Below are 25,128 nucleotides of genomic sequence, written 5' to 3' on the forward strand. Positions count from 1 at the left end.
GGCTCAGATCCAGCGACGGGCGGTTTTGCGAGAACCGCCCGTTTGCACATCTTGTCAGATTTTCTGGACACAAGAGCGCGCCATAAGCCGTAAAACCATTGCGCAGGGAAGGCCGGATGTTCCGGCATCACCTGTGGTCACCCCCGCGTGCGTTTCTCGCGTGCGGACCTTGGGTGCCAGCCGGCGCCCGGCCTTCCCTGCGCCCTTTCTTCTCGACGAGGGCGAAACGGACAGCAAAACTCGGGCGCCCGCGCCGCGAGACCGCGGAGGTGTGCGTCGCCACCAAGTTCACCTTGCACTGCGGTAGAAGAATATCGCACACTCGACCGGGCCGGGGAGCCATAGGGAGCTCTACAAGGGGAGCCGAGCCATGTCCCTCCAGACATTACCATCCGACACTGCCGATCAGCGCCCCAACCGCCCCGAGGATGTCCAGGCGCTGGAAGCAGATGCGCGGCTGCGCGACGACATCCGCCTGCTCGGGCGCATCCTCGGCGACACGGTGCGCGACCAGGAGGGGCCTGAATTGTTCGATCTGGTCGAACGCATCCGGCAGACCTCGATCCGATTCCACCGCGACGAGGACCGGCTCGCCCGCCGCGAGCTCGAGCAGATCCTCGACAGCATGTCGACCTCGGAGACGGTGCGGATCGTCCGCGCCTTCAGCTATTTCTCCCACCTCGCCAACATCGCCGAAGACCAGAACAACATTCGCCAGATGCGCGCCAACAAGGGCGGCGGCTCCGGCGTGCTGGCCGAGACGCTCGCCCATGCGAGAGCTGCGGGCATCGGTGCCGATGCCCTGCGCAACTTCTTCAAGAGCGCGCTGGTCAGCCCGGTGCTGACCGCGCATCCGACCGAGGTCCGCCGCAAGAGCACGATGGACCGCGAGATGGAGGTCGCTAGCCTGCTCGATCGTCGCGAGCGCGTCGCGCTCACGGCGGAGGAGGCCGCCGCCAGCGACGAACAGCTTCGTCGCGAGGTGCTGACGCTGTGGCAGACCAATCTGCTGCGCCGGACCAAGCTCACCGTGCTCGACGAGGTCGCCAACGGCCTGTCCTTCTACGATTACACGTTTCTCCGCGAGGTGCCGCGGCTGGTCAACGGGCTGGAGGACCGGCTGCAGGAGGACGGCGAGCAGGCGGCAGGCGAGCTCGCCTCGTTCCTGCGCATGGGCAGCTGGATCGGCGGCGACCGCGACGGCAATCCCTTCGTCACCGCCGACGTGATGCGCGGCACGCTGCGGCTGCAGTCGAGCCGGGTGATGCAGTTCTATCTCAACGAGCTGCACGTGCTGGGCTCCGAGCTGTCGATCGCGGCGCATCTCGCCGACGTGTCCGAGGAGTTGCGCACGCTGGCGGAGCGCTCGCCCGATACCTCGCCGCACCGGAGCGGCGAGCCCTATCGTCTTGCGGTCTCCGGCATCTATGCGCGCCTCACCGCCACGGCTGAGATGCTTCAGGTCGAGATCACGCGGCGGCCGGTCGGCAAGGGCGCGCCGTACGACAGCGTCGGGGAGTTCAAGGCCGATCTCGATGTGCTGCACCGCTCGCTGATCTCCAACAACGCCGGCGTCATCGCCCGCGGCCGGCTGCGGCTGCTGCGGCGTGCGGTGGACTGCTTCGGCTTCCATCTGGCCCGGCTCGATATCCGCCAGAACTCGGCGGTGCACGAGCGCACCATCGCCGAGCTGATGGACGCCGCCAACCCCGGCATGTCCTATCTCGCCCTCGGCGAGGACGCGCGCATCTCCCTGCTCACCAACGAGCTGCGCTCGACGCGCTCGCTGGTGTCGCCGTTCGTCAAATACAGTGACGAGACCATGGGCGAGTTCAACGTGTTCCATGCCGCAGCAGAGGCGCATGCGAAGTTCGGCTCGGACGCCATTCCCCAATGCATTATCTCAATGTGCAAGGGCATGTCCGACATGCTCGAGGTCGCGGTGCTCTTGAAGGAGGTTGGCCTCGTCCATCCCTCCGGGCGCAGCGCCATCAACATCGTGCCGCTGTTCGAGACCATCGAGGATTTGCAAGCGTCCTCCACCATCATGGACCGCATGCTGTCGCTGCACGATTACCGCCGCCTCGTCGACAGCCGCGGCAGCGTGCAGGAGGTGATGCTGGGCTATTCCGACTCGAACAAGGATGGCGGCTTCGTCACTTCGGGCTGGGAGCTCTACAAGGCCGAGATCGGGCTCGTCGACGTGTTCGAGCGCCATGGCGTGCGGCTGCGCCTGTTCCATGGCCGCGGCGGTTCGGTCGGCCGCGGCGGCGGCCCGAGCTATGACGCCATCATCGCCCAGCCCGGTGGCGCCGTGAATGGCCAGATCCGCATCACCGAGCAGGGTGAGATCATCTCGTCGAAATATTCCAACGCCGAAGTCGGCCGCAACAATCTGGAGATCCTTGCCGCCGCGACGCTGGAGGCGAGCCTGCTGCATCCGCGCCAGAGCGCGCCCCGGCGCGACTATCTGACCGCGATGGACGAGCTTTCGAACCTCGCCTTCAAGGCCTATCGCGGCCTCGTCTACGAGACCGACGGCTTCGTCGATTATTTCTGGGCGTCCACCGTCATCAACGAGATCGCGACGCTGAACATCGGCAGCCGCCCGGCCTCACGCAAGAAGACGCGTGCGATCGAGGATTTGCGCGCGATTCCCTGGGTGTTCTCCTGGGCGCAATGCCGCCTGATGCTGCCGGGCTGGTACGGCTTTGGCAGCGCGGTCGAGCAATGGATCGCGGAGCATCCCGACAAGGGCATGCCGTTCCTCAAAGAGCTCTACAAGGAATGGCCGTTCTTCCGCATGCTGCTGTCGAACATGGACATGGTGCTGGCGAAAAGCTCGATCGCGATAGCCTCGCGCTATGCCGAGCTCGTGCCCGACGAAGCGCTCCGCGAAAAGATCTTCGGTCGCATCCGTCGCGAATGGCATTCCTGCATCGAGACGCTGCTGGACATCATGGGGCAGGACCGGCTGCTGCAAGGCAACCCGCTGCTGGAACGCTCGGTGCGCCACCGCTTCCCCTATCTCGACCCGCTCAACCATGTGCAGGTCGAATTGCTGAAAGAGCACCGCGCGCAGAACCCGGACGAACAGGTGCTGCGGGGGATTCAGTTGACGATCAACGGGATCTCGGCGGGGTTGAGGAATACGGGGTAAGGCGACCCACCCTCAGTCGTCGTGCCCGGGCTCGTCCCGGGCATCCACGTTCTAGGTGCAGCGCGTAAGGTCGTGGATGGCCGGGACAAGCCCGGCCATGACGCGTGGTGAGAGCACGGCCTCAACAGAAGTGCGCGCCCTGCGTTTCCACATACACCGCATAGAGCGACTGGCTCGCGGTCATGAACAGGCGGTTGCGCTTCTTGCCGCCGAAGCAGACATTGGCGCAGGTCTCGGGCAACAGGATCTGCCCGATGCGCGCGCCGTCGTTCGGCGCGAACACCTGCACGCCGTCATAGCCGGGGCCGACCCAGCCGGCGCCCACCCAGATGTTGCCCTCGGTATCGACGCGCAGGCCGTCCGGAAAGCCTGATTTGCCGTCGAGGGTCATGTCGATCAGCTTCTTCGGGTTCGACAGCTTCGTCCCGTCGATGTCGTACGACCACACCACGTTCTTGGCTTCGGGATAATGCGTGATGCCGGTGTCGCAGACATAGAGCTTCTTGTAGTCGTGACTGAAAGCGATGCCGTTCGGCTTGAACGGCTCGTCGGCCACCTTCGCGACCTGGCCGCTCTGCGGATCAATGCGATAGACCGCTTCCTTCTGATACGGCTGCAGCGAGCCGGTATTGGCAAGCTTGCCCTCGTAGATGCTGATCGCGCCATAACCGGGATCGGTGAACCAGATCGCCTTGTCGTTGGGATGCACCACCATGTCGTTGGGGCCGTTGAGCGGCTTGCCGTTGGCCTGTTCGGCCAGCGTCGTGACCGAACCGTCATGCTCGTAGCGGACGAGGCGGGTGCGCTCCGCGCTGATCTGCCGGCCCTCGGTGTCGAACGAGTTGCCGTTGGCCTCGTTCGACGGCTTGTGGAACTGTTCGGAGATGTGGCCATCGTCGTCGAGGTAGCGCAGCTGGCGGTTGGCAGGGATGTCGCTCCAGACCAGATATTGCCCTTGCGCATTCCACGCCGGTCCTTCCGCCCACAGGCAGCCGGTATAGAGCCGCTTGATTGCGGTGTTGCCGACCTTGGCCTTGAAGCGCTTGGGATCGATGGCGATGATGTCGGGATCGGGATAGCGCTGCGGCTCGGCACTGGCGCCGAAGTCGCGGGCGTCCGCGCGTGAGGCGAGCAGGGCGGATGCGGCAACGGTCGCGGCGCCCTTGAGCAGAGTGCGGCGGGCGAGGCCGCTGCTTGCAGTCGTGTCGTCGGAGTCGGTCAGTATTCTTGTCATGGTTTCCTCCCAAAGTTGTGTTGGGAGGAAATGATCCGCCAGCAATCGGGCGTAAAGCGGAGCGATCTCCGGACTAAGATAACCGGAGATCGCAGGGCAGAAATGCCGGAAATACGGTCAGACGAGATTCCTTACACGGGATCCCACGGGAAGATGTCGGCGGAGCGGTCGAGCTTGTAGAACGATCCCTTCAGCGCCGGCATGCCGTGCTCCGCGATCGATTGCGGGGTCCAGCCTTCGCTCCGATGCACCGAGCGCAGCGGGCGGTTCTGGCTGAACAGGAACAGCTCGTTCATGCGGGCGCCAAAGATCTGCCCGGAGACGTCCTTTGCGGCATCGGAGAGCAGATAGGCGCAGACCGGCGCGATCTTCTCCGGGCCCATCTGCTTGATCTTCTCGACGCGCGCCTTCTCGGCTTCGGTCTCGGTCGGGATGGTGCCGATCATGCGGGTCCAGGCGAACGGCGAGACGCAGTTGGAGCGGACGTTGAAGCGGCCCATGTCGAGCGCGATCGATTTCGACAGGCCGACGATGCCGAGCTTGGCGGCGGCGTAATTGGCTTGTCCAAAGTTGCCGATCAGGCCGGAGGTCGAGGTGAAATGCACGAACGAGCCGCTCTCCTGCTCGCGGAAGATTCGCGCTGCGGCGTGGCTGACGTAGAACGAGCCCATCAAATGCACCTTGATGACGGCCTCGAACGCTTCCACGCTCATCTTGTGGAAGATCATGTCGCGCAAAATGCCGGCATTGTTGACGACGCCGTCGAGCCGGCCGAAATGATCGGTCGCGGTCTTCACGATCTTGCTGGCGGGGATGGCTTCGGCCACCGACTCGAAATTGGCGACGGCGGTGCCGCCGCGCTTCTTGATCTCCTCGACCACCTCCTCGGCTGGCGCTGCGCTGGTGCCGGCGCCGTCAGCGGCGACGCCGGGATCGTTGACGACGACCTTGGCGCCCTCGCCAGCGCAGAGCAGCGCGATCTCCCGTCCGATGCCGCGGCCTGCGCCGGTGACGATGATGACCTTGTCTTGGAGTGATTTCGTCATTTGGATTACCTCTCGTTCGTAAACACGATCGTGCCCGACGCGGCGAACATGCCGCCGACGCCGTGGCACACCGAAATCTTCGCGTTGGCGACCTGCGCCGGCGCAATGCCGCGCATCTGCCGGACGCTCTCCTGGAGCGCATACATGCCGTACATGCCCGAATGCATGTAGCTCAAGCCGCCGCCATTGGTGTTGAGCGGAAGCTTACCCCCCGGCCGCGTGTTGCCGTCGGCGATGAACTTGCCGGTCTCCTCGTGCGGCATGAAGCCGAGGTCGCCGAGACCGAACAGCGGCAGATGCGCAAACGCGTCGTAGATCATGAGATGATCGACGTCCTTGTGGGCGATGCCGGCCTCCTTGAAGGCGAGGGGACCGGCGGTCTTGAACGCGCGCGAGGAGTTGAAAGTCTCCATCTGGCTGACCATCGGCGTCTCCACGCTCTCGCCGGTGCCCATGATGTAGACCGGCTTACGCGGAAAATCCTTGGCGCGGTCGGCAGAGGTCAGGATCAGCGCGCCGCCGCCGTCGGTGACGAGGCAGCATTGCAGCAGGCGGAACGGATAGGCGATCATGCGCGAGTTGAGGACGTCTGCGACCGTGATGGGATCCTTCATCATCGCGCGCGGATTCTTCGCCGCCCATTCCCGCTGCACCACCGCCACCGAGGCGATCTGCTCGTGGGTGATGCCGTAGGTCTTCATGAAGCGCAGCACGGGGATCGGAAACATGCTGGGCGGGCCGTAGACGCCGAACGGCGCCTCGAACTGCCCTTGCAGGCTCTCCGGGGGAATAGAGCGCGGCGCCTTGCCGATCATCGACTTGCCGCTCTCGGCATGGGTGATCAGCACGGTCTTGCACAGGCCGGCCTCGATTGCCGCGGCGGCATGGCGGACGTGCAGCATGAAGGAGCAGCCGCCGACCGAGGTGCCGTCCACCCAGGTCGGCTTGATGCCGAGATAGTGGCAGACCTGCTGCGGCGTTTCGACCGCGGTGGCGAAGCCGTCGATGTCCGACAGCTTCAGCCCGGCATCGGCAATGGCATTGAGCGCCGCATCCGCATGAAGCTGGAGCTGCGACACGTTGGGGATGATTCCGAGCTCGGTGGTCTCGGCCGCGCCGACGACGGCAACCTGATTGCTGCGCATGGTCTATCCCTTCGCCGGGCGGAACACGGGGAGGGTGATCTTGTCGTCGAGCGCCTCGAAGGCAACCTCGAGCTTCATATCGAGCTCGAGCGCCTCCGGCGTCTGCGGGCAGTCGATGATGTTGCTCATCATCCGGGGTCCCTCGGCAAGCTCAACCACCGCGATCGCGTAAGGCGGCGTGAATCCGGGCGCGGCGGGACGGTGGTTGATCACGTAGCTGTAGAGGAAGCCCTTGCCGCTCGCCTTGAAGATGCTGACCTTGCGCGAGGCGCAGGACGGGCAGAACGGGCGCGGCGGGAAATAGACATGCGCGCAGGCGTCGCAGCGCTGCAGGCGCAACTCGCCCGCCTTGGTGCCGTCCCAGAAATGCTGGGTCTCAGGCGTCGGTTTCGGTCGCGCGCGCTGCGGTTCGGCCATCTCGGCAGGTCCTCCCAAGGCCAAGCTGAGCCCGGCTGTTGCGATCTTGATGCGACAATCGACCATGGCGCGTCAACGGTCCAGCAATGCGCATGCATGCCATCATGCGCACAATGCTTGTGTCGAAGTGAGGCAGCGCTATACATTGCGCGCAAATATTCCGTGAGACAGACATGCCCGATTTTTCGACACTGACGAAGCTCGCCGAAGACCTCGAAAGCGGTCGCACCACCTCCCGCAAGCTGGTCGAGGCTTGCATCGCCAAAATCGCCGATCCGGCCGGCGAGGGCCAGCGTGCTTTCATCCATGTCGACAAGGATGCCGCGCTTGTGGCGGCGGATGCGATGGACGGGTTGCGCAAGGTGAAGGCGGCGCCGTCGCGCTACGCCGGTATCCCAGTCTCGATCAAGGATCTCTTCGACATCAAGGGGCAGGTGACGCGCGCCGGCTCCCGCGCGCTCGACGATTCCTCGCCGGCCGAGCAGGATGCCCCCACGGTAGCGCGGCTGCGCAAGGCCGGCTTTGTCGTGATCGGGCGCACAAACATGACCGAGTTCGCCTATTCCGGCATCGGCATCAATCCGCATTACGGTACGCCAAAGGGCGCCTGGAACCGGGCCGAGGGCCACGTGCCCGGCGGTTCGTCCTCGGGCGCCGCGGTCTCCGTGCTCGACGGCATGGCGCATGGCGCGCTCGGCACCGACACCGGCGGCTCCTGCCGGATTCCGGCGGCCTATAACGGCATCGTCGGCTACAAGCCGACGCAGCGGCGCGTGCCGCTCGACGGGGCCGTGCCGCTGTCGTTCTCGCTCGACAGCATCGGGCCGCTGGCACGATCGGTCAGTTGCTGTGCCATTCTCGATGCCGTGCTCGCCAACGAGCCGATCGCCCCGCTGAAGCCTCGCCCGGTCAAGGGCATGCGGCTGGCGGTGCCGACCACGATCGTGCTCGACGACCTCGATGCGGCTGTGGCCGCGACATTCGAGCGGGCGCTCAAGAGCCTTGCCGATCACGGTGCGATCATCGAGCGCATCGAGATGGCCGAATTCCACGACATCGGGCCGATGAACGCCAAGGGTGGCTTTGCGGCTTCCGAAAGCTATGCCTGGCATCGCTACCTCCTCACGTCCAAGGGCGACGTCTACGATCCCAGAGTCTCCGTGCGCATCATGCGCGGCGGGGCGCAGAGCGCGGCGGACTACATCGATCTTCTCAACGAGCGCCGCTCGCTGATCGCCCGCGTCAATGCGCGCATCGCGCCCTATGACGCGCTGGTGCTGCCGACCACCGCCAACACGCCGCCGAAAATTTCGGACCTTGCCGACGACAAGGCGTTCACCAGGGAAAACCTGCGGGCGCTCCGGAACTGCACCCTGATCAACATGATCGACGGCTGCGCCATCTCGCTGCCGGCGCATCGCGAGGGCGAGATTCCCGTCGGCCTGATGCTGGCGGGCGCGGGCGGATCGGACCGCCGTATCTTCGAGCTTGCTGCCGGCGTGGAGGCCGTTATTCGTGTTTGACCTGACTTTCACCGTCGATGCCCAGGACACCACCACGCCGCTGACGCTGGCAATCGACCAGATGGTCATCGCCGGCTGGACCGGCCGCGATCCGGTTGCGCGCGATAAGCACATTGCCGAGCTGCAGGAGATGGGTATCGCCCCGCCGGCCTCGACGCCGATCTACTATCGCGCCTCGGCGCGGCGCCTGACGATGGAAGACAGCATCGAGTGCACCGGCGGCGATTCCAGCGGCGAGGTCGAGTTCGTGCTGATCGGCTGGCAGGGCCGCATTTTTGTCGGTTGCGGCTCCGACCACACCGACCGCAAGGTCGAAGCCTACAACGTCACGGTTTCCAAGCAGATGTGCGACAAGCCGGTCGCATCCACGCTGTGGGAGCTCGAGGACGTCATCGGCCATTGGGACAGGATGATCCTGCGCTCCTGGGCCACCATCAAGGGCGAGCGCGTGCTCTACCAGGAGGGCACGCTCGACGCGATGCTCCCGGTCGACGACTTGATCGCGCGCGGTTTCGAGGGTGGGAAATTCCCCGACGGCTGCGCCATGTTCGGCGGTACGTTTGCGGCGAAAGGCGGTATCCGCCCCGCCGACCGCTTCGATTTCGAGCTGGAAGACCCCGTGCTGAAGCGCACGATCAAGCACGGCTACGACGTGGTGACGCTGCCGGTGCGGGGCTGATACGCCCCACGGTCATTGCCAGCGGAACTCTCTCCGCCGTCATTGCGAGGAGCCCATGCGACGAAGCAATCCAGACTGGTTCCGCTGAGGGATTCTGGATTGCTTCGCTCCGCTCGCAATGACGGGGAGAGGGACGGAAATCGGGTGGTAGAGGACAGGGCGGTCCTGCGAAAGTCAGTGCCATGACAGCAACAGCACGCAAATCGGCTCAATCTCCGGCAACTGACCTCGCCGCCCATGTCGATGCCCTCGACTGGCCCCAGATCACCGGCGAACTCGACACCCATGGCTGCGCCGTCCTGAAGGGCCTGATCACGCCGGATCAGTGCCGCGCCATCGCCGCGCTCTATCCCGACGACGCCAACTTCCGCAGCCGCATCGTCATGGGCCGCCACGGCTTTGGCCGCGGCGAGTACAAATATTTCTCCTACCCGCTGCCCAATCTGATCGCGCAGTTGCGCCCGGCGCTCTACGCGCATCTCCAGGGCGTCGCCAATCGCTGGAACGAGGCGATGGGGATCGACATCCGCTACCCCGCCGAACACGCAGCGTTCCTGAAGCGGTGCCACGAGGCGGGCCAAGCGCGGCCGACGCCGCTGCTGCTGCAATACGAGGCCGGCGATTTCAACTGCCTGCATCAGGATCTCTATGGCGAGCACGTGTTCCCATTGCAGGTGGCGATCCTCTTGTCCGAACCGGGCCCCGATTTCACCGGCGGCGAGTTCGTGCTGACCGAGCAGCGTCCGCGCATGCAGTCCCGCGCCGAGGTGGTTCCGCTCGCGCAGGGCGACGCGGTGGCCTTCGCTGTGCATCATCGCCCGGTGCAGGGGACACGTGGCACCTACCGTGTCAATCTCCGCCATGGCGTCAGCCGGATTCGCTCTGGCCAGCGCCACACGCTGGGTGTGATCTTTCACGATGCGAAATAAGCGCTGCCGCTGATGGCGGATTTGTTCGACCATGTCGCCGAAGCCCAGCCGTCGCGCGAGGAGATCGCCGACGGCGCCGTTCTGCTGCGCGGCTTCGTCAAGCCGATCGAGAGCGAGTTGATCGAAGCGGTGCGCGCCATCGTCGCGCAGTCGCCGTTCCGTCGCATGACCACGCCCGGCGGGCATCTGATGTCGGTGGCGATGACCAATTGCGGCGAGCGTGGCTGGATCACCGATCACACTGGCTACCGCTATGATCCCATCGACCCGCGAACCGGTGCGCGATGGCCGGCGATGCCACCCGTGCTCCGCGACCTCGCCCGCCGCGCCGCGGAGCAGGGCGGCTTTGCCGGCTTCGCGCCCGATGCCTGCCTCGTCAATCGCTACGAGCCCGGCACGCGGCTGTCATTGCATCAGGACAAGGACGAGCTGGATTATTCAGCGCCGATCGTCTCGGTCTCGCTCGGCCTGCCCGCGAGCTTCCTGTTCGGCGGCATGGCACGCAGCGACAAGCCGCGCCGCTTCCGCCTCGTCCATGGTGACGTCGTGGTCTGGGGCGGCCCCAGCAGGCTCGCCTATCACGGCGTCGCGCCCCTGGCCGATGGCGAGCATGCGTTGCTCGGCCGCAAGCGGGTCAATTTGACGTTCCGAAAGGTCCGCTGACGCGTTTCCTCGCAGCCCCCGCTCGTCTAAGCTTCCGGCGGGGGAGACGGCGATATGGCGACCACACAGCTCTCGGCCGGCACTGGCGCGGCCAACCGCACCGGCCTGTATCTGGCCGTGCTGCAACTGGCGTTCACGCTTGGCTGGACCACCTACGTCATCTATCTGCCAAAGCTCGCGGCTGAGGTCGGCATCGCGCCATCAGCCGTCATCCTCATCCTGATGCTGGACCAGGCGATCTTCACCATCGCCGACACCGCGATGGGGATAGCCGCCGACAGGATCGCTCCCCATCTCGGCAGGCTTGGCCTGTTCGTCGGGCTCCTGGCCGCGATCTCCTGCGGCGCATTCGTCGCGCTGCCTTTCGTCGCAGGGCGCGGCGTGGCCGCGCAGGGGTGGTTCATTGGCCTGATCGTGGTCTGGTCGATCGCCTCGTCCGCGCTGCGCGCGCCGCCGCTGACCCTGCTCGGCAAATACCGCGCCCGGCCGCAGGTGCCGTTCCTCGCCGCGCTCGCGATGCTCGGCTATGGCGTCGCCGGCGCAGTCTCGCCCTATCTCGGCGTGGTGCTGCGCGAGCACGATGCGCGGCTGCCCTTCGTGATATCGAGCGCAGTGTTGCTGTTGACCGCGCTCGGACTGTCACGGATCGAGCACGAGGTGGCCCGCGACACCGCGCCGCCGACACCGGCCGAAGCGGCAAAGCCGCTTGGCCTCGTGCCGATCGCCTTCATCGTCGCGATGGTGGCGCTCGCGCTCGGCTATCAGTTGCACTTCGCTCTGAACAGCGCGCCGTTCTACCTGCGCTTTGCCAAGCCGGATGAGCTGCAATGGCTGATGCCGGTGTTCTGGATCGGTTTCAACATTGCGATGTTTCCGGCAAGCCTCGTCGTCAAGCACCGTGGCGGCGTGATCGTGATGGGCGCGGCCGGACTGCTTGGAGCGGTCGCGATTGCTGCGGCCGAATTCGCCGGCAGCCTCAACACGCTGATCGTCGCGCAGTTTCTCGCCGGAGCGGCGTGGGGCTGCATGCTGATGAGCGCGATCTCGGCTGCGTTGGCCATCGGCTCGACTGGCGCGGAGGGAAAGGTGACTGGCCTCGTCTTCTCGGCGCTGGCACTCGGGACCTTCGCGCGGATGGCGGCGGTCGCCGGCGGCTTGCAGAAAATGCCTGACTACGCGCCGCTGCTGCACTGGGCCCCGGTAGCCTGCTGGGCGGTCGCAGGCGCGGGCCTGCTGGTGATCGCGGCGGCGCGGCTAGAGGGCGGCGTTCACCTCAAGGCTTCGGCGGGTGGATGAACGCCCACGGGCTGACTTCCGAGTCCCGCGTCACCTCGACCGAGATCAGATAGGGCCCGCCATGCGCCAGGGCCTTCTCCATCGCCGCCTTGAACTGGTCCGGCGCGGTGACGCGCGCGGCGGCGACACCAAAGGATTCCGCGAGCTTCACGAAATCCGGGTTGACCAAGTCCGACGCCACCACCCGGCCGTCAAATCGTTCGCGCTGGTCGCGGCGGACATTGCCGTAGGCGTTGTTGTTGAACACCAGCGTCACCACGCCGATGTTGAACTGCACGGCGGTGGCGAGCTCCTGCACGCCGAACATGAAACCGCCGTCGCCGGTGATCGCCACCACCGGCTTGTCGGGATTGGCGACCTTGGCCCCGAGCGCGGTCGGGAAGCCCGAGCCGAGTGTGCCCTGATAGCCTGATGTGATGAAGGTGCGCGGCTCGTAGATCGGAAAACCGTACCAGGAGGCGAAACCGAACTGCGACAATTCATCGGTCACGATAGCGTTCGCCGGCAGCACCTCGCGCAGGATGTTAAGATACGCCATCTGCGGCTGGATGCGCTGGATCTCGGCTTGCGCCGTTGCAGTCGCCTCGCGGATCTCTCCCCGCCGGCCGCTCGTCCTGGCATAGCCGGCCTTCTTCACGGCGGCGACGAGATCGGCCGCGCCGGCTTTGGCGTCGGCGACGACAGCGACATCGGAGGCGAGCCGGCGCATCTCGGCCGGATCGATATCGACACGAATGGATTTCAGCCCCTTCGGCTGGTACGGCCAGCGGAAGCCCGACGCCGGCAGCTCGGCGCGCGTGCCGATCGCGATCATCAAATCGGTTGTCGGCCACAGCTTGTAGGCTGCCGCCATGGTCAGCCCAAGCTCGTGCGCATTGGAGACAATGCCGCGGCCGCTGCGGAAGGCGACGACAGGAGCGTCGATCATCTCGGCGAGTTCGAGAATCTCCTCGCGCGCCTCGATCGCGCCGCTGCCGACGAAGATCATCGGCGCCTTGCTGTTCCTGATCAGCGCGGCCGCTTGCTTGATCATGTCAGGATCAGGCAGCGGCGCAGGCAAGGGCGCCAGCACCTGTGCTGCGGCTGTATCCGCGCGCTGGGTGAAGACGTCCCAGGGCATCTCGACCGAGGCGGGGCCACGCCGTCCGGACGTCATCTCCTGGAAGGCGCGCGCGACCGTGGTCGGCGCGTTGCCGGGATATTCGATCCGATCCGCCCATTTCACATAGGTGCGCAGGGTCGCGAGCTGGTCCGGCATCTCGTGCAGATGGCCGCGGCCCTTGCCGAGAAATTGCGTCGGCACCTGGCCGGTGACGCACAGCACCGGTTCGTTGCAGCCGAAGGCGGTGAGCAGTGCCGCGCTTGCGTTGAGCACGCCGGGACCCGGCACCACGCTGAACACGCCGGGCTTGCCGCTGGAACGCGCATAGCCGAACGCCATGTAGCCGCAGGCCTGCTCGTGCCGCGCGCCGATCACCTTGAGCTGCGCCTGATGGAAGGCGTCGAACAGGCCGTAGACCTGCGCGCCGGGCAGGCCGAACACGGTGTCGACGCCATGGGCGACAAGGCCGCTTACGATCGCTTCGCCGCCGGTGAGGGTGGTCATGGCATTATTCCATTTCAATCATTGTTCAGGCTTCGTCGACGACGCCGTTTCGCAAGGTTCCGATGCCCTCGGCCGCGACTTCGATAACATCGCCGGGCTTCAGATAACGCGGCGGATCGAATCGGGCGCCGGCGCCCGTCGGCGTGCCTGTGACGATGATATCGCCGGGAACGAGCGTTGCGAAGGTCGAGATATAGCTGATGAGATAGCGGAACGGAAACATCAGCCGGCTGGTGCGGTCGTCCTGTCGCAGCTCGCCGTTGACATGCGTGGTGAGGCGGATGTCGGCGATCTGCGATTCCTGCGTGTAGGGCACCAGCCACGGGCCGAGGCTGCCGCTGGAATCGAAGTTCTTGCCCTGCGTGACGTTGAACTTGGCATGGCGCAGCCAGTCGCGCACCGAGCCCTCGTTGCAGAGCGTGATCGCGGCGATGTGATCGAGCGCCGAACTTTCCGCAATGTGCCGGCCGGCCTTGCCGATCACCAGCACGATCTCGCCCTCATAGTCGAGCTGCGCGGAGGCGCGCGGGCGCACCAGCGGCGTGTCGTGGCCGACGAAGGAGCGTGGGCTCCGCATGAACATGCTCGGATATTTCGGCGCGTCCTGGCCGTCCTTGTACTCGGCATTGCGGTCGGGGTAGTTGACGCCGATGCAGATGATCTTTTCCGGCGCGGGCACCGGCGGCAGCCAGATGATGTCACCGAGCGCGTGATCGGGCGTGCGGCTGGCGGCCTCCTCGGCGAGGCTCGCGAGCTTTCCCGCCGCGATCACCTCGCGCAGCGTCGGATAGTCTTTGGCGTGGCGCGCGGAGAGATCGACGATGCCACCGTCAACGACGGCGCCGTAGCTGACGGCGCCGTTGACGGAATAGGTGGCGAGGCGAGGGAGTGTCATTGCTTAATCCGCCACCAGCACATCGGCCACGAACTTCGGCTCACGCACGGCTTGCCCGGAGAACGGCGAGCCCTGCTCGAACCAGGAGCGCGGGGCAGGCGCGCCCCACAATGTCTGGCGACGCGGATCGCGCAGCGACCAGCGCAGCGGCTCGTGGTCGTGATCGCCGGTGAAATAGTCGCTGGTGTAGAGCTCGAGCCGGTGTCCGTCGGGGTCGCGGACGTAGAGGAAGAACGCATTCGAGATGCCGTGGCGACCCGGGCCGCGCTCGATGTTCTTCACGAAGCCCTGCGAGGCCATGACGTCGCAGAGATGGATGATGTTCATCGCCGTCGGCGTCCAGTAGGCGAAGTGGTGCAGCCGCGGACCCTTGCCGTTGGTGATGGCAAAATCGTGGACATTGCCCTTGCGATGCATCCAGGCAGCGGCGATGCGCCCGTTCGGTCCGTCCTCCTCGGCGTATTCAGTGAGGCGAAAGCCGAGCCGGGCATAGAATTCGACGGTGTCCTGCACCTCGGCGGCGAACACGTTGAAATGGTCGAGCCGCTGCGGATGGCAGCCCCTGTAGAGGTCATAGCGGCGCAGCAGATGCGGCCGCCGGTCCATCGACGCATACAGCTCGATCTGGAAGCCGAAGGGGTCGGTGAACTGCAGCGTGCGGCCCTGGAAGGGCTGATCGACGAAGGCGTAGCCCAGGCCGTTCTCGGACAGAAACTTTGCAGCCTTGTCCAGATCCCCGTCATTGCCGACCTTGAAGCCGAGGCGGTTGCAGGCGGGCACCGCCGCCTTGCGCAACACCAGCGAGTGATGCTGATGCTCCTCGGCGGCGCGCAAATAGACGACCTTGTCGTCGGCGTCCTCGACATGCAGGCCGACAACGCTTTCATAGAACTCGCGGCTGAGCTTCAGATCGGTCACGTCCAGCACGGCGTGGCTGGAGCGAATGATGTTGAACGGCGGCTCGAAGATATGTTGCGGTACGGGCATTGCGTTTCCCCTCTCGGCCTTTGTCATTCCGGGGCGGTCCGTCAGGACCGAACCCGGAATCTCGAGGTTCCGGGTTCGCTTCGCGCCCCGGAACGACGGTGGCTTAAATTCCCAGCTTTTGAATCTTGTGCGTGCCCCGCGCGAGCGAGACGTGCTTGGTTTCCATGTAGAAGTCGAACGAGTAGTCGCCGCCGTCGCGGCCGATGCCGGAGGCCTTCATGCCGCCGAACGGCGTCGGCAGATGGCGGACGTTTTCCGAGTTCAGCCAGATCATGCCGGCCTCCAGCGCATCCGCGACACGCAATGCGCGGCCGACATCGTTGGTCCAGACATAGCCGGTCAGGCCATAGCGGATGTCGTTGGCGATCTCGATCGCGTCTGCTTCGTCCTTGAAGGGCAGCACGGTGAGGAAGGGGCCGAACACCTCTTCCTGCGCCACGCGCATCTTGCCGTGCGCGCCGGTCACCAGCGTCGGCTCGACATAATGTCCGCCGCCCGGGCCGTCATAGGCCTTGCCGCCCACCGCGATCGTCGCGCCGTCCTGGCGTGCGACGTCGAAATACGAGCACACCTTTGCCAGATGCCGCTCGTGGATCAGCGGCCCGATCTCGGTGGCGGGATCGAGGGGATGGCCGACCTTCAGGGCTTTCACCCGCGCGGTCAGCTTCTCGATGAACTTTTCGGCGATGCCGGCCTGGATCAGCAGGCGGCTCGACGACGTGCAGCGCTCGCCGTTGAGTGAGTAGATCATGAACACGACCGCATCGAGCGCGCGGTCGAGATCGGCGTCGTCGAATACGATCACCGGGTTCTTGCCGCCGAGCTCGAAATGCACGCGCTTCAGCGTGGGCGCACCCTGAACCATGATCGCCGACCCCGTCGAGCTTTCGCCGACAAAGCCGATCGCCTTGATGGCGGGATGCTCGGTCAATGCCTTGCCGGCCTCTTCGCCGAAACCGTGGACGGTATTGAGAACGCCGTCGGGGACGCCGGCTTCCTTGACGAGCTTCGCAAGAATAGCCGCCGTGATCGGCGACCACTCCGCCGGCTTGTGCACGACGGTGCAGCCGGCTGCGAGGGCAGGGGCGATCTTCCAGGTCGAAAGCATGAACGGCGTATTCCACGGCGTGATCACGCCGACCGGGCCGATCGGCACGCGGGTCGAGACGTTCCAATGCTCGTCGCTCGGCGTGTTCTGGCCGTCGCGGGCCTCGCCGCATCGATCGGCAAAGAAGCGGAAGTTCTCGGCGGCGCGGATCGCAGCCTTGGCCATGAAGCGATAGGCCTGGCCGGTGTCGATGCATTCGAGCACCGCGATGTCCTCGGCATTGTCCTCGATGGCGTCGGCGACGCGATGCAGCAGCTTCTTCCGCATCGCTGGGCCCATGTCGCGCCAGGATTTGAAGGCGAGTGCGGCAGCGGTGGCGGAGCGATCGACATCCTCGGCGTTGCCGCGGGCGACGCTTGCGAGCGTCGCGCCGTCGACCGGCGACTTGGTCTCGAAAGTTTCGCCTGAGATCGACGGCACGATCTTGCCGTCGATCATGTGGCCGATGCCGTCTGCCCGCAGCGTCTTCAGCAGCGGTGCGATGCGGTCGCGATTGGCCTGGAACACATCGGTTTTCGGCGTGGGCTTATCCATGGGCGGCCTCCGCTTTCAGGGCGTCGTGGATGTTGTTGCGCTTCCAACTCGTGTCCTTGTCGTTGATCTGCATGTCGAACGAGAGGGCGAACTTGCTCGCAGCGAACACGGGATCGAGATGTTTGGAGAGCGCCTGGAAGACGTGCTCGCCGGCTTTCTTGCGGGTGGAGAGGTCTCGGCCTTCGCCGATGCGCAGCACCATGTCGAGAAAGCCGTAGTCTTGCCGCGCGTCCGCGATCGCATAATGCTCGCATCTGACGGCGCGGACGCGGATGCCGCCGAGCGGGAAGGTGCCGGTCTCGACCGCCGCCTTGCGCACGACCTCGCACGCCGCGCCGATGTCGAGGCGGTCGTCGAGATTGGCCGAATATTCGATCGTGAAATGCGGCATCGCGGTTTCACTCCCTGTCTTTTTGTTCGTCTAGGCGAAGTAGCAGCTCACCGAGCCGTAGGCGCCATAATCGGCTTGAATTGTGTCGCCCTTGCGGGTCTCGATCGGACGGATGAAGGAGCCCGCGAGCACGACCTGCCCGGGCTCGAGCGCAAGGCCGAGCGGTGCGATCTTGTTGGCGAGCCAGGCAACGGCCGTTGCGGGATGATTGAGCACGCCGGCGGCAAGGCCGGTCTCTTCGAGCTGGCCGTTCTTGAAACACAACGCACCGATCCAGCGCAGATCAGCGTCGAGTGGGCGGATCGGCCGTCCACCAAGCACGATGCCGGCGTTCGCCGCGTTATCGGCAATGGTGTCGAAGATCTTTCGCGTCGCTTTGGTCCGGGGATCGACGCGCTCGATCCGCGTGTCCAGAATCTCCAGCGCCGGCACCACGAAGTCGGTGGCGTTGAGCACGTCGAACAGCGTGCAGTCGGGGCCCGCGAGGCGCTTGCTCATGACGAAGGCGAGCTCGGCTTCCACGCGCGTGGCTATGAAGCGCTCGGTCGGCACGAGGCCACCATCGGCAAAGAACATGTCGTCGAGCAACACGCCGGAATCCGGCTCGTTGATGCCGAGCGCGCTCTGCATCGCCTTCGAGGTCAGGCCGATCTTGTGTCCCCTGACGATGCGCCCCTCGGCGATCTTGACGTCGACCCAGGCCTTCTGAATCGCGTAGGCGTCAGCGATGCTGATGTCGGGAAAGTCCTGCGAGAGCTGCCGGATCTGTGTACGGGTCTTTTCCGCCTGATGCAGACGGTTCGCGCAAGCTCGGATATCGTCGTTGGAAAGCGCCATGTGTGATCTTACAAACCGTGGTGCGGGAAGATACTTAACATGTTAAGTGAATGCGTCAATCGCAAATTGGCTTGCTGCACTGCAAACGTTTTGCGGCATGAAGGGGCGTCATGGTGAAAAGACCGGCTGATCCTGCGAACGGAAGCGAGCCCGCCGTCCGGCAGGTGCCGATGCGCGACTTCTCGCGCTCGCTGCCGATGTCGCTTCTGCGGGCGCGCGAAGCTGTGATGCGGCAATTCCGTCCTTCGCTGCGCGAGCATGGCCTGACCGAGCAGCAATGGCGCATTCTGCGCGCGCTCGCGGCGATCGACACGGTCGAGGTCACGGAACTGGCGCGCACCGCGTTCCTGCTCGGACCAAGCCTGTCGCGGATCCTGCGTGATCTGGAGGCGCGCAATTTGATCGAGCGCAAGACCGCGAAGGCGGACCAGCGCCGCAGCATGGTTTCGATCTCGGAAAAGGGCGTGAAGCTGATGGCCTCCGTCGCGCCGTCCTCCGAAGCGATTTATGCGGAGATCACGCGACGCTTTGGCGCACGCAAGCTCGTCGAGTTGCAGGAGATGCTCGGCGAACTCGAACAGAGTCTCGCAGGGCTCGGCGCGGGCGAGGAGGCAAGTGCCGAGGAGTGAAAGCAGATATGCGCAAGCGCGCGGCAACAATCATGGACATCGCCGCATTTTTTCGCTCAAGTGCCGCTCAAGCCGATGACTGCAAAATCGGCGCCGAGGTAGAGGCAAACAGACCCTCATGGTCACCATCCAGGTTCAGAAGCTGATCGACTTCGTGACCGAGGTCTTCGCGCATGCGCAGTCGTCGCCCGACGAAGCCCGGCGCATCGCCACTTATCTAACCACGGCGAATCTGACCGGCCATGACAGCCACGGCGTGATCCGCGTCCCCGTCTATATTCGCTGGCAGAAGTCCGGCGCGGTCGTGCCCAACCAGAACGCCGAATTGGTGCTCGACACGCCTTCGCTCGCGGTGATCGACGGCAAGTTCGGCTACGGCCAGACCGTGACGCCGCAAGCGGTCCGGATCGGCATCGAGAAGTGCAGGAAGGCGGGACTTGCCGCAGTCGCGCTGCGCAATGCCGGCCATATCGGCCGGGTCGGCGATTGGGCCGAGATGGCCGCCGCCGAAGGACTGATCTCGGTTCATTTCGTCAATGCCGCAGGCTCGTTGCTGGTGGCGCCGTTCGGCGGCGTGGAGAAACGGCTCTCCACCGCACCCTATTGCGTCGGCATTCCGCGCGAGGGCCAGGATCCGATCGTGCTGGACTTTGCAACCTCGGTCGTGGCTGAGGGCAAGGTGCTGGTCGCAAGCCGCGGCGGCAAGAAGTTGCCGAAGGAGGCGCTGGTCGATGCCGACGGCAGCCTGAGCGAGGAGCCGGCCGTGCTCTACGGCCCCTACACGCCGGATGGGCCGCGCGATCACACCAAGGGAACGGGCGCGATCCGTGCGTTCGGCGAGCACAAGGGCTCGGGCCTTGCCTTCATGTGCGAGCTGCTCGGCGGCGCGTTGACCGGAACCGGGGCCACGTCTGGCGGTCGGCGCTTCGCCAACGGCATGCTGGCCTTCTATGTCGATCCGAAAGTGGTCGATACCTCCCATGTCTTCGACGCAGAGGTGTCGCGCTATGCCGACTTCATTCGTACCACCAAGCCGGTGGCCGGGGTCGATCAGGTGCTGATCCCCGGCGATCCCGAGCGGAAAACCCGGGCTGAGCGGACCCAAAACGGCATCCCCTTGCCGGATGACACCTGGGCGGCAATAGTGAATACCGCCCGCGAGGTCGGCGTCAGCGAAGTCAGCATCCAGAGGGCGACCGCATAGGTCTTGCGTCATTGCGAGCGTAGCGCGACGCGCCAGTTCGCGGTAACAGCGGTTGTGCTGTCGCGACGCTCGTCATGGTGACGATAGTCCAAATCACACGGTCCAAATAACACGGTCCAAAACAAAGAAGGAAGGCAACGTGGCGAACAAGGTCAAGGAAATCTGGAAGTCGGGCAAGGCCGTGGTCAACGCGTGGCTCGCGATTCCCTCCGGCTTCTCGGCCGAGATGATTGCGCAATGCGGCTTCGACAGCGTCACCGTCGACATGCAGCACGGCGTGCAGGATTATCTGTCGATGGTGCAGTGCTTCCAGGCGATGGACAAGCACCCGATCACACCGATGGTCCGCGTGCCCTGGAACGAGCCCGGCATCATTGGCAAGGTGCTCGATGGCGGCGCCTATGGCGTGATCTGCCCGATGGTCAACACGCCGCAGGAAGCCAGGAACCTCGTCTCCTATTCCAAGTACCCGCCGAAGGGCGTGCGCTCCAACGGCCCGATCCGCGCCGGCATGTACGGCACCGCGGGCTCCTACCAAAAGACGGCCAACGACGACATCGTGCTGCTGCCGATGATGGAGACCAGGACCGCGGTCGAGAACATGGAAGCGATCTTCGACGTCGAAGGCATCGACGGCGTCTATATCGGCCCATCCGACCTCGGCTTCTCCTACGGCCTCGAACCGAAGCTCGATCGCACGGAGCCCGAAATCCTCGCGATCTACGAGAGGATCATCAAGGAGTGCGGCAAGCGCGGCCTCAACCCCGGCATCCATTGCAGCGGCGCCGAAGGTGCCGCGCGCGCCATCAACATGGGCTTCAAGCTGGTGACGCTCTCGAACGAGGTCGGCCTGATGACGACCTACGCCAAGATGCAGGTGAATGCCACGCGGAAGGATTCCGGCGGCAAGGCCTGAGCTCTCTCTGTGTCCCGGACGCGATGCGGCGCGTAGCTCCGCTCCGCAGAGCCGGGACCCAGAACCCAGTGAAGCACATTACGTAAACAACTGGGCCCCGGCTCAGCAGCGCACCGTTTCACGCTGCGCTGCGTCCGGGGCCGATAGTTTCGATATAGGAGACCTCCCATGACCATCAGCCCCGTCATTCGCCTGCATCCCGATGATGGCGTGCTGATCGCGCGCGCGAGCTTGCCGCCGGGAACATTGGTGGCCGACGGCGTGACGACGGTCGAGCGCATTCCTTCCGGCCACAAGGTCGCGATCAAGCCGATCGCAGTCGGTGAGCCGGTGATACGCTATGGCCAGATCATCGGCTTTGCGACCACGCCGATCGCGCCGGGCCAGCACGTGCACGTGCAGAACTGCGGCATGGGCGATTTCGCCAAGGACTATGCCTATTGCGCCGACGTCAAGCCGACGCCGAATTTCGATCTGCCGGCGAGCTTCGAAGGCATTCGCCGCCCGGACGGCCGCGTCGCCACGCGCAACTATATCGGCATCCTCACATCGGTGAATTGCAGCGCGCATGTCGCAAGCCTCGTCGCGGACGTCTTCAAGAAGAATCCGTTCACCGGCGACAATCCGCTGGCCGACTTCCCCAATGTCGACGGCGTGGTCGCGCTGACTCACAAGACCGGCTGCGGCATGACGCAGAACGAGCCCTTAGCGCTGCTCCGCCGCACGCTCGGCGGCTATGCGCGGCACGTGAACTTCTCGCACGTCATCGTGCTCGGCCTTGGCTGCGAGGTAAACCAGATCGGCGGCCTGATGGAGGAGCAGAAGCTCGCAGGACGTCTGCGCGCGATGGACATCCAGGAGGTCGGCGGCACCCGCAAGACGGTGGAGGCGGGCATCGCCTTCGTGCGCGAGGCACTCGCGGAGTCGAACAAGGTCAAGCGCGAGTCCGTGCCGGTGAGCGAGCTCACCGTGGCTCTGCAGTGCGGCGGCTCGGATGGCTATTCGGGTGTCTCCGCCAACCCAGCGCTCGGCGCGGCCAGCGATCTCATCGTACGTCACGGCGGCACCGTGATCCTTTCGGAGACGCCGGAGACCTATGGCGCGGAGCATCTGCTCACGCGCCGCGCCGTCAGCCGCGAGGTCGGCGAGAAGCTGGTCGATCTCATGCGCTGGTGGGACGAGTACACGACGCGCGAAGGCGCCGAGATGAACGCCAATCCGAGCCCGGGCAACAAGGCCGGCGGTCTCACCACCATTTTGGAGAAGTCGCTCGGCGCGATGGCGAAGGCCGGCACCACCAACCTCGTCGAGGTGCTGCGCTACGCCGAACCCATCACCAAGAAGGGTTTCGTCTTCATGGACACGCCCGGCTACGATCCGGTTGCCGCGACCGGGCAGGTCGCCGGCGGCGCCAATCTGGTCTGCTTCACCACGGGCCGCGGCAGCGTGTTCGGCTGCAAGCCGGCGCCCTCGATCAAGCTCGCCACCAACACGCCCATGTACAAGCGCATGGAAGAGGACATGGACGTCAATTGCGGCACCATCCTCGAAGGCGAGGAGAGCGTCCAGCAGTGCGGCCAGCGCATTTTCGATCTCATCCTCAAGACCGCGTCCGGACAGCCAACCAAGAGCGAGAGTTTTGATTTCGGCGGCGCCGAGTTCGCGCCGTGGGTGCTGGGCGCGACGATGTAATCCCGTCGTTGCGCGTCGGCGGTAGCACCGCACTGCAAGCGACGCTCCTAAGTAATGATACGGAGCCGTCAAGCGATCGCGGGGGTTCCCGCGGTCACACCTGATTAACATCTTCTGCCGTAATCCCTGGGAGGATGCGAGCTCCACTCATTCGGGGCGTTCGCCCTTCGTGAGGATTCGTCAACGATGACGCGTACGATACGGCCGACCGGCGTGGAAAATCTCCTCGGTGAGGAGGAGCTGATCGTGTCGAAGACCGATCTCAAGGGCCGCATCACCTACGCCAATGATGTCTTCATCCGCATGGCGAAGTACTCCTGGCAGGAGCTGATGGGTGCGCCCCACAGCCTGATCCGCCACCCCGAGATGCCACGCTCCGTCTTCAAGCTGCTGTGGGACACGCTTCAGTCCAGGCAGGAGATCTTCGCCTACGTCGTCAACCTCGCGAAGGACGGCAGCCATTACTGGGTGTTCGCCCACGTCACGCCGACATTCGACGAGCGTGGCAATATCGTCGGCTATCACTCCAACCGTCGCAAGCCCGATCCCGCGCAGATCGAGCGTATCAAGCCGATCTACAAGGCGCTGTGCGCGGAAGAGGCGCGGCATGCCAATGCCAAGGACGGCATGCATGCGAGCTTCGAGGCGATGGTCGGGCTGCTCAACCAACAGGGTGTCGGTTACGATGAATTTGTGCTCTCTCTCTAAGGCGCAGGGAGCGACCGCGCTCGCATCCGTTCTTGCCGTCGTTGCGTTCGTGCTCTCGCTGACTGGGGCAACCGGAATTTCCGGCGCGGCGTTGTTAGGCGTTACGGTCGCGCTGCTCGCCTATGCCGTCTGGTGCCAGCATCGCACGGCGGTGGCCGTCGACGAGGCGGCAGACGTGTGCCGCAAGGCCGCACGTGGCGACCTCGAGGCGCGGATCCTCAGCATCCGCCAGGCCGGACGCATCGGCGCCATTCAGAAGTCGGTCAACGACATGCTCGACATCACCGATGCCTATTTGCGGGAAGCTTCGGCGTCGATGGACTATGCGAGCCGCGGTAAATATTTCCGCAAGATCCTCGCACGCGGACTACCCGGCTCGTTCCGCCGTTCGGCCACGGTCATCAATTCCGGCACCGACAGCCTCGGCCGCCGCGTGGTCGAAATCGCGGACCTCGCAAAGCAGTTCGGCACGCATCTCGACCAGGTCGCGGGCACGCTGATGGGCGCGGCAACTGATCTTGAATCCGACGCCGGCCAGATGGCGGCCGCGGCCGAGAAGACCAGCCGGCAGACCTCCGGCGTGCTCAGTGCGTCCGACCAGGCCTCGCGCAACGTCGCCACCGTCGCGAGCGCCGCGGAGCAGCTCGCGTCATCGATCGCCGAGATCAGCCGCCAGGTCGCGGGCTCGACCGCGAGCACGGGGCGGGCGGTGAACGAAGCCAATCGTGCCGGCAGCGAGATCCGCACGCTCGCGGATGCGGCGATGCGGATCGGCGACGTGGTCAAGCTGATCAGCGAGATCGCCGAGCAGACCAATCTCCTGGCGCTCAACGCCACCATCGAGGCCGCGCGGGCAGGCGAGGCCGGCCGGGGCTTCGCCGTGGTCGCATCCGAGGTCAAGAGCCTCGCCAACCAGACCGCGAAGGCGACCGAGGAGATCAGCGCCAAGGTCGGCGAGATGCAGCAATCGACCACCAATTCGGTCGCCGCCGTCGAGGCGATCGCGCAGACCATCACCGAGATCAACGGCATCACCGCCTCGATCGCGGCCTCGATAGAACAGCAGGGTCTCGCCACCCGGGAGATCGCCCGCAACGTCCAGGAAGCCTCGGCCGGCACCTCGCAAATGTCCTCCAACGTGACAGGCATCAGCGAAGCCGCCGCCGACACCGGCCGTGTGGCGAGCCGCGTCAACAGCGCCTCCGAACGCGTCCATGGCGAGGTCGAGACGCTCCGGCGCGAGGTGACGCAGTTCCTGCAACGGCTGACGTCAGCGGCGTAACGTTGCCCCGCATGAGGTCGTCATGCCCGGGCAGAAGCGCGAAGCGCGTCTTCGCGCTAGACGTCCCGGGCATCCACGTTCTTGGGGACCGTGAAGGTCGTGGATGGCCGGGACGAGCCCGGCAATGACGCTGCGATTGCTCCGTGGACAACGGGGATACTTCGTAGGCACCGTTTGCCCGTTGTTAGTGCTTGATCGAGGTCACCAGCGGTGTTCTGCTCAAAAAAGCTGCTGGAGTACCGCACCC

22 protein-coding genes are annotated in these 25,128 nt (G+C 65.0%); 12 read left to right on the forward strand and 10 right to left on the reverse strand.

Annotation, left to right across the window (positions count from 1 at the left end):
• The first annotated feature begins 370 nt into the window (after positions 1–370).
• Positions 371–3,160: a phosphoenolpyruvate carboxylase gene (ppc, locus tag AC0L3C_RS27325; protein ID WP_473409476.1), complete on the forward strand. Its 2,790-nt coding sequence runs from the start codon at positions 371–373 to the stop codon at positions 3,158–3,160.
• A 121-nt stretch (positions 3,161–3,281) separates the two neighbouring features.
• Here ppc and AC0L3C_RS27330 read toward each other — a convergent pair whose 3' ends face one another.
• From AC0L3C_RS27330 to AC0L3C_RS27345, 4 genes are all read right to left on the reverse strand, one after another.
• Positions 3,282–4,394, reverse strand: a complete 1,113-nt coding sequence (locus AC0L3C_RS27330; protein ID WP_473409477.1) for an SMP-30/gluconolactonase/LRE family protein — start codon at positions 4,392–4,394, stop codon at positions 3,282–3,284.
• Between the two features lie 131 nt (positions 4,395–4,525).
• On the reverse strand, positions 4,526–5,440 hold the full coding sequence (locus AC0L3C_RS27335) for an SDR family oxidoreductase (protein ID WP_007593675.1): 915 nt from the start codon (positions 5,438–5,440) through the stop codon (positions 4,526–4,528).
• A 5-nt stretch (positions 5,441–5,445) separates the two neighbouring features.
• Positions 5,446–6,585, reverse strand: a complete 1,140-nt coding sequence (locus tag AC0L3C_RS27340) for a thiolase C-terminal domain-containing protein (RefSeq protein WP_473409478.1) — start codon at positions 6,583–6,585, stop codon at positions 5,446–5,448.
• Positions 6,586–6,588: 3 nt separating this feature from the next.
• Positions 6,589–7,002, reverse strand: coding sequence for a Zn-ribbon domain-containing OB-fold protein (locus AC0L3C_RS27345; RefSeq protein ID WP_027568974.1), 414 nt, complete (start codon positions 7,000–7,002; stop codon positions 6,589–6,591).
• 173 nt (positions 7,003–7,175) lie between these two features.
• Between AC0L3C_RS27345 and AC0L3C_RS27350 the strand changes: the two genes are divergently transcribed.
• The 5 genes from AC0L3C_RS27350 to AC0L3C_RS27370 all read left to right on the forward strand — a co-directional run bounded on the left by AC0L3C_RS27350 (position 7,176) and on the right by AC0L3C_RS27370 (position 12,092).
• Positions 7,176–8,525, forward strand: coding sequence for an amidase (locus AC0L3C_RS27350; RefSeq protein WP_473409479.1), 1,350 nt, complete (start codon positions 7,176–7,178; stop codon positions 8,523–8,525).
• The gene (locus tag AC0L3C_RS27355; protein ID WP_473409480.1) at positions 8,518–9,204 is read left to right on the forward strand and encodes a DUF2848 domain-containing protein; all 687 of its coding nucleotides are present in this window, start codon (positions 8,518–8,520) and stop codon (positions 9,202–9,204) included. The genes AC0L3C_RS27350 and AC0L3C_RS27355 overlap by 8 nt, the downstream gene beginning before the upstream one ends.
• A gap of 182 nt (positions 9,205–9,386) precedes the next feature.
• Positions 9,387–10,133: a 2OG-Fe(II) oxygenase gene (locus AC0L3C_RS27360; protein ID WP_473409481.1), complete on the forward strand. Its 747-nt coding sequence runs from the start codon at positions 9,387–9,389 to the stop codon at positions 10,131–10,133.
• Between the two features lie 9 nt (positions 10,134–10,142).
• Complete coding sequence (gene alkB, locus AC0L3C_RS27365) at positions 10,143–10,796, forward strand: DNA oxidative demethylase AlkB (protein WP_473409515.1); 654 nt, start codon at positions 10,143–10,145, stop codon at positions 10,794–10,796.
• Positions 10,797–10,850: 54 nt separating this feature from the next.
• On the forward strand, positions 10,851–12,092 hold the full coding sequence (locus AC0L3C_RS27370; protein WP_473409482.1) for an MFS transporter: 1,242 nt from the start codon (positions 10,851–10,853) through the stop codon (positions 12,090–12,092).
• On the opposite strand, the gene AC0L3C_RS27375 is transcribed toward AC0L3C_RS27370, so the two are convergent.
• From AC0L3C_RS27375 to hpaH, 6 genes are all read right to left on the reverse strand, one after another.
• A complete protein-coding gene (locus AC0L3C_RS27375; RefSeq protein ID WP_473409483.1) occupies positions 12,070–13,698 on the reverse strand; it encodes a thiamine pyrophosphate-dependent enzyme in 1,629 nt (542 codons plus the stop codon). The two genes, AC0L3C_RS27370 and AC0L3C_RS27375, sit on opposite strands and share 23 nt — an antisense overlap.
• 25 nt (positions 13,699–13,723) lie before the next feature.
• On the reverse strand, positions 13,724–14,593 hold the full coding sequence (locus AC0L3C_RS27380) for a fumarylacetoacetate hydrolase family protein (RefSeq protein ID WP_473264054.1): 870 nt from the start codon (positions 14,591–14,593) through the stop codon (positions 13,724–13,726).
• 3 nt (positions 14,594–14,596) lie between these two features.
• Positions 14,597–15,580, reverse strand: coding sequence for a 3,4-dihydroxyphenylacetate 2,3-dioxygenase (hpaD, locus tag AC0L3C_RS27385; protein WP_473409484.1), 984 nt, complete (start codon positions 15,578–15,580; stop codon positions 14,597–14,599).
• Between the two features lie 103 nt (positions 15,581–15,683).
• A complete protein-coding gene (gene hpaE / locus AC0L3C_RS27390; protein ID WP_473409485.1) occupies positions 15,684–17,222 on the reverse strand; it encodes a 5-carboxymethyl-2-hydroxymuconate semialdehyde dehydrogenase in 1,539 nt (512 codons plus the stop codon).
• Positions 17,215–17,613, reverse strand: coding sequence for a 5-carboxymethyl-2-hydroxymuconate isomerase (locus AC0L3C_RS27395; protein WP_473409486.1), 399 nt, complete (start codon positions 17,611–17,613; stop codon positions 17,215–17,217). Before AC0L3C_RS27395 ends, hpaE begins: the two co-directional genes overlap by 8 nt.
• 30 nt (positions 17,614–17,643) lie before the next feature.
• Positions 17,644–18,450, reverse strand: a complete 807-nt coding sequence (hpaH, locus tag AC0L3C_RS27400) for a 2-oxo-hept-4-ene-1,7-dioate hydratase (RefSeq protein ID WP_473264050.1) — start codon at positions 18,448–18,450, stop codon at positions 17,644–17,646.
• A 110-nt stretch (positions 18,451–18,560) separates the two neighbouring features.
• Here hpaH and hpaR point away from each other — a divergent pair, with 110 nt between their 5' ends.
• The 6 genes from hpaR to AC0L3C_RS27430 all read left to right on the forward strand — a co-directional run bounded on the left by hpaR (position 18,561) and on the right by AC0L3C_RS27430 (position 24,881).
• Entirely contained in the window at positions 18,561–19,079 is a 519-nt protein-coding gene (gene hpaR, locus AC0L3C_RS27405; RefSeq protein ID WP_247288667.1) for a homoprotocatechuate degradation operon regulator HpaR, read from the forward strand.
• Between the two features lie 118 nt (positions 19,080–19,197).
• Positions 19,198–20,283 carry a malate/lactate/ureidoglycolate dehydrogenase gene (locus AC0L3C_RS27410; RefSeq protein WP_473264048.1) on the forward strand — a complete coding sequence of 362 codons (1,086 nt, stop codon included), beginning with the start codon at positions 19,198–19,200 and terminating at the stop codon, positions 20,281–20,283.
• Positions 20,284–20,422: 139 nt separating this feature from the next.
• A complete protein-coding gene (locus tag AC0L3C_RS27415; protein ID WP_473409487.1) occupies positions 20,423–21,199 on the forward strand; it encodes an HpcH/HpaI aldolase family protein in 777 nt (258 codons plus the stop codon).
• Between the two features lie 168 nt (positions 21,200–21,367).
• The gene (locus AC0L3C_RS27420; protein ID WP_473264047.1) at positions 21,368–22,891 is read left to right on the forward strand and encodes a UxaA family hydrolase; all 1,524 of its coding nucleotides are present in this window, start codon (positions 21,368–21,370) and stop codon (positions 22,889–22,891) included.
• Positions 22,892–23,077: 186 nt separating this feature from the next.
• Positions 23,078–23,599, forward strand: a complete 522-nt coding sequence (locus AC0L3C_RS27425; RefSeq protein ID WP_473409488.1) for a PAS domain-containing protein — start codon at positions 23,078–23,080, stop codon at positions 23,597–23,599.
• A complete protein-coding gene (locus AC0L3C_RS27430; protein WP_473279567.1) occupies positions 23,577–24,881 on the forward strand; it encodes a methyl-accepting chemotaxis protein in 1,305 nt (434 codons plus the stop codon). Before AC0L3C_RS27425 ends, AC0L3C_RS27430 begins: the two co-directional genes overlap by 23 nt.
• Positions 24,882–25,128 lie beyond the last annotated feature (247 nt).

Source organism: Bradyrhizobium sp. WSM4872 (assembly GCF_055811715.1).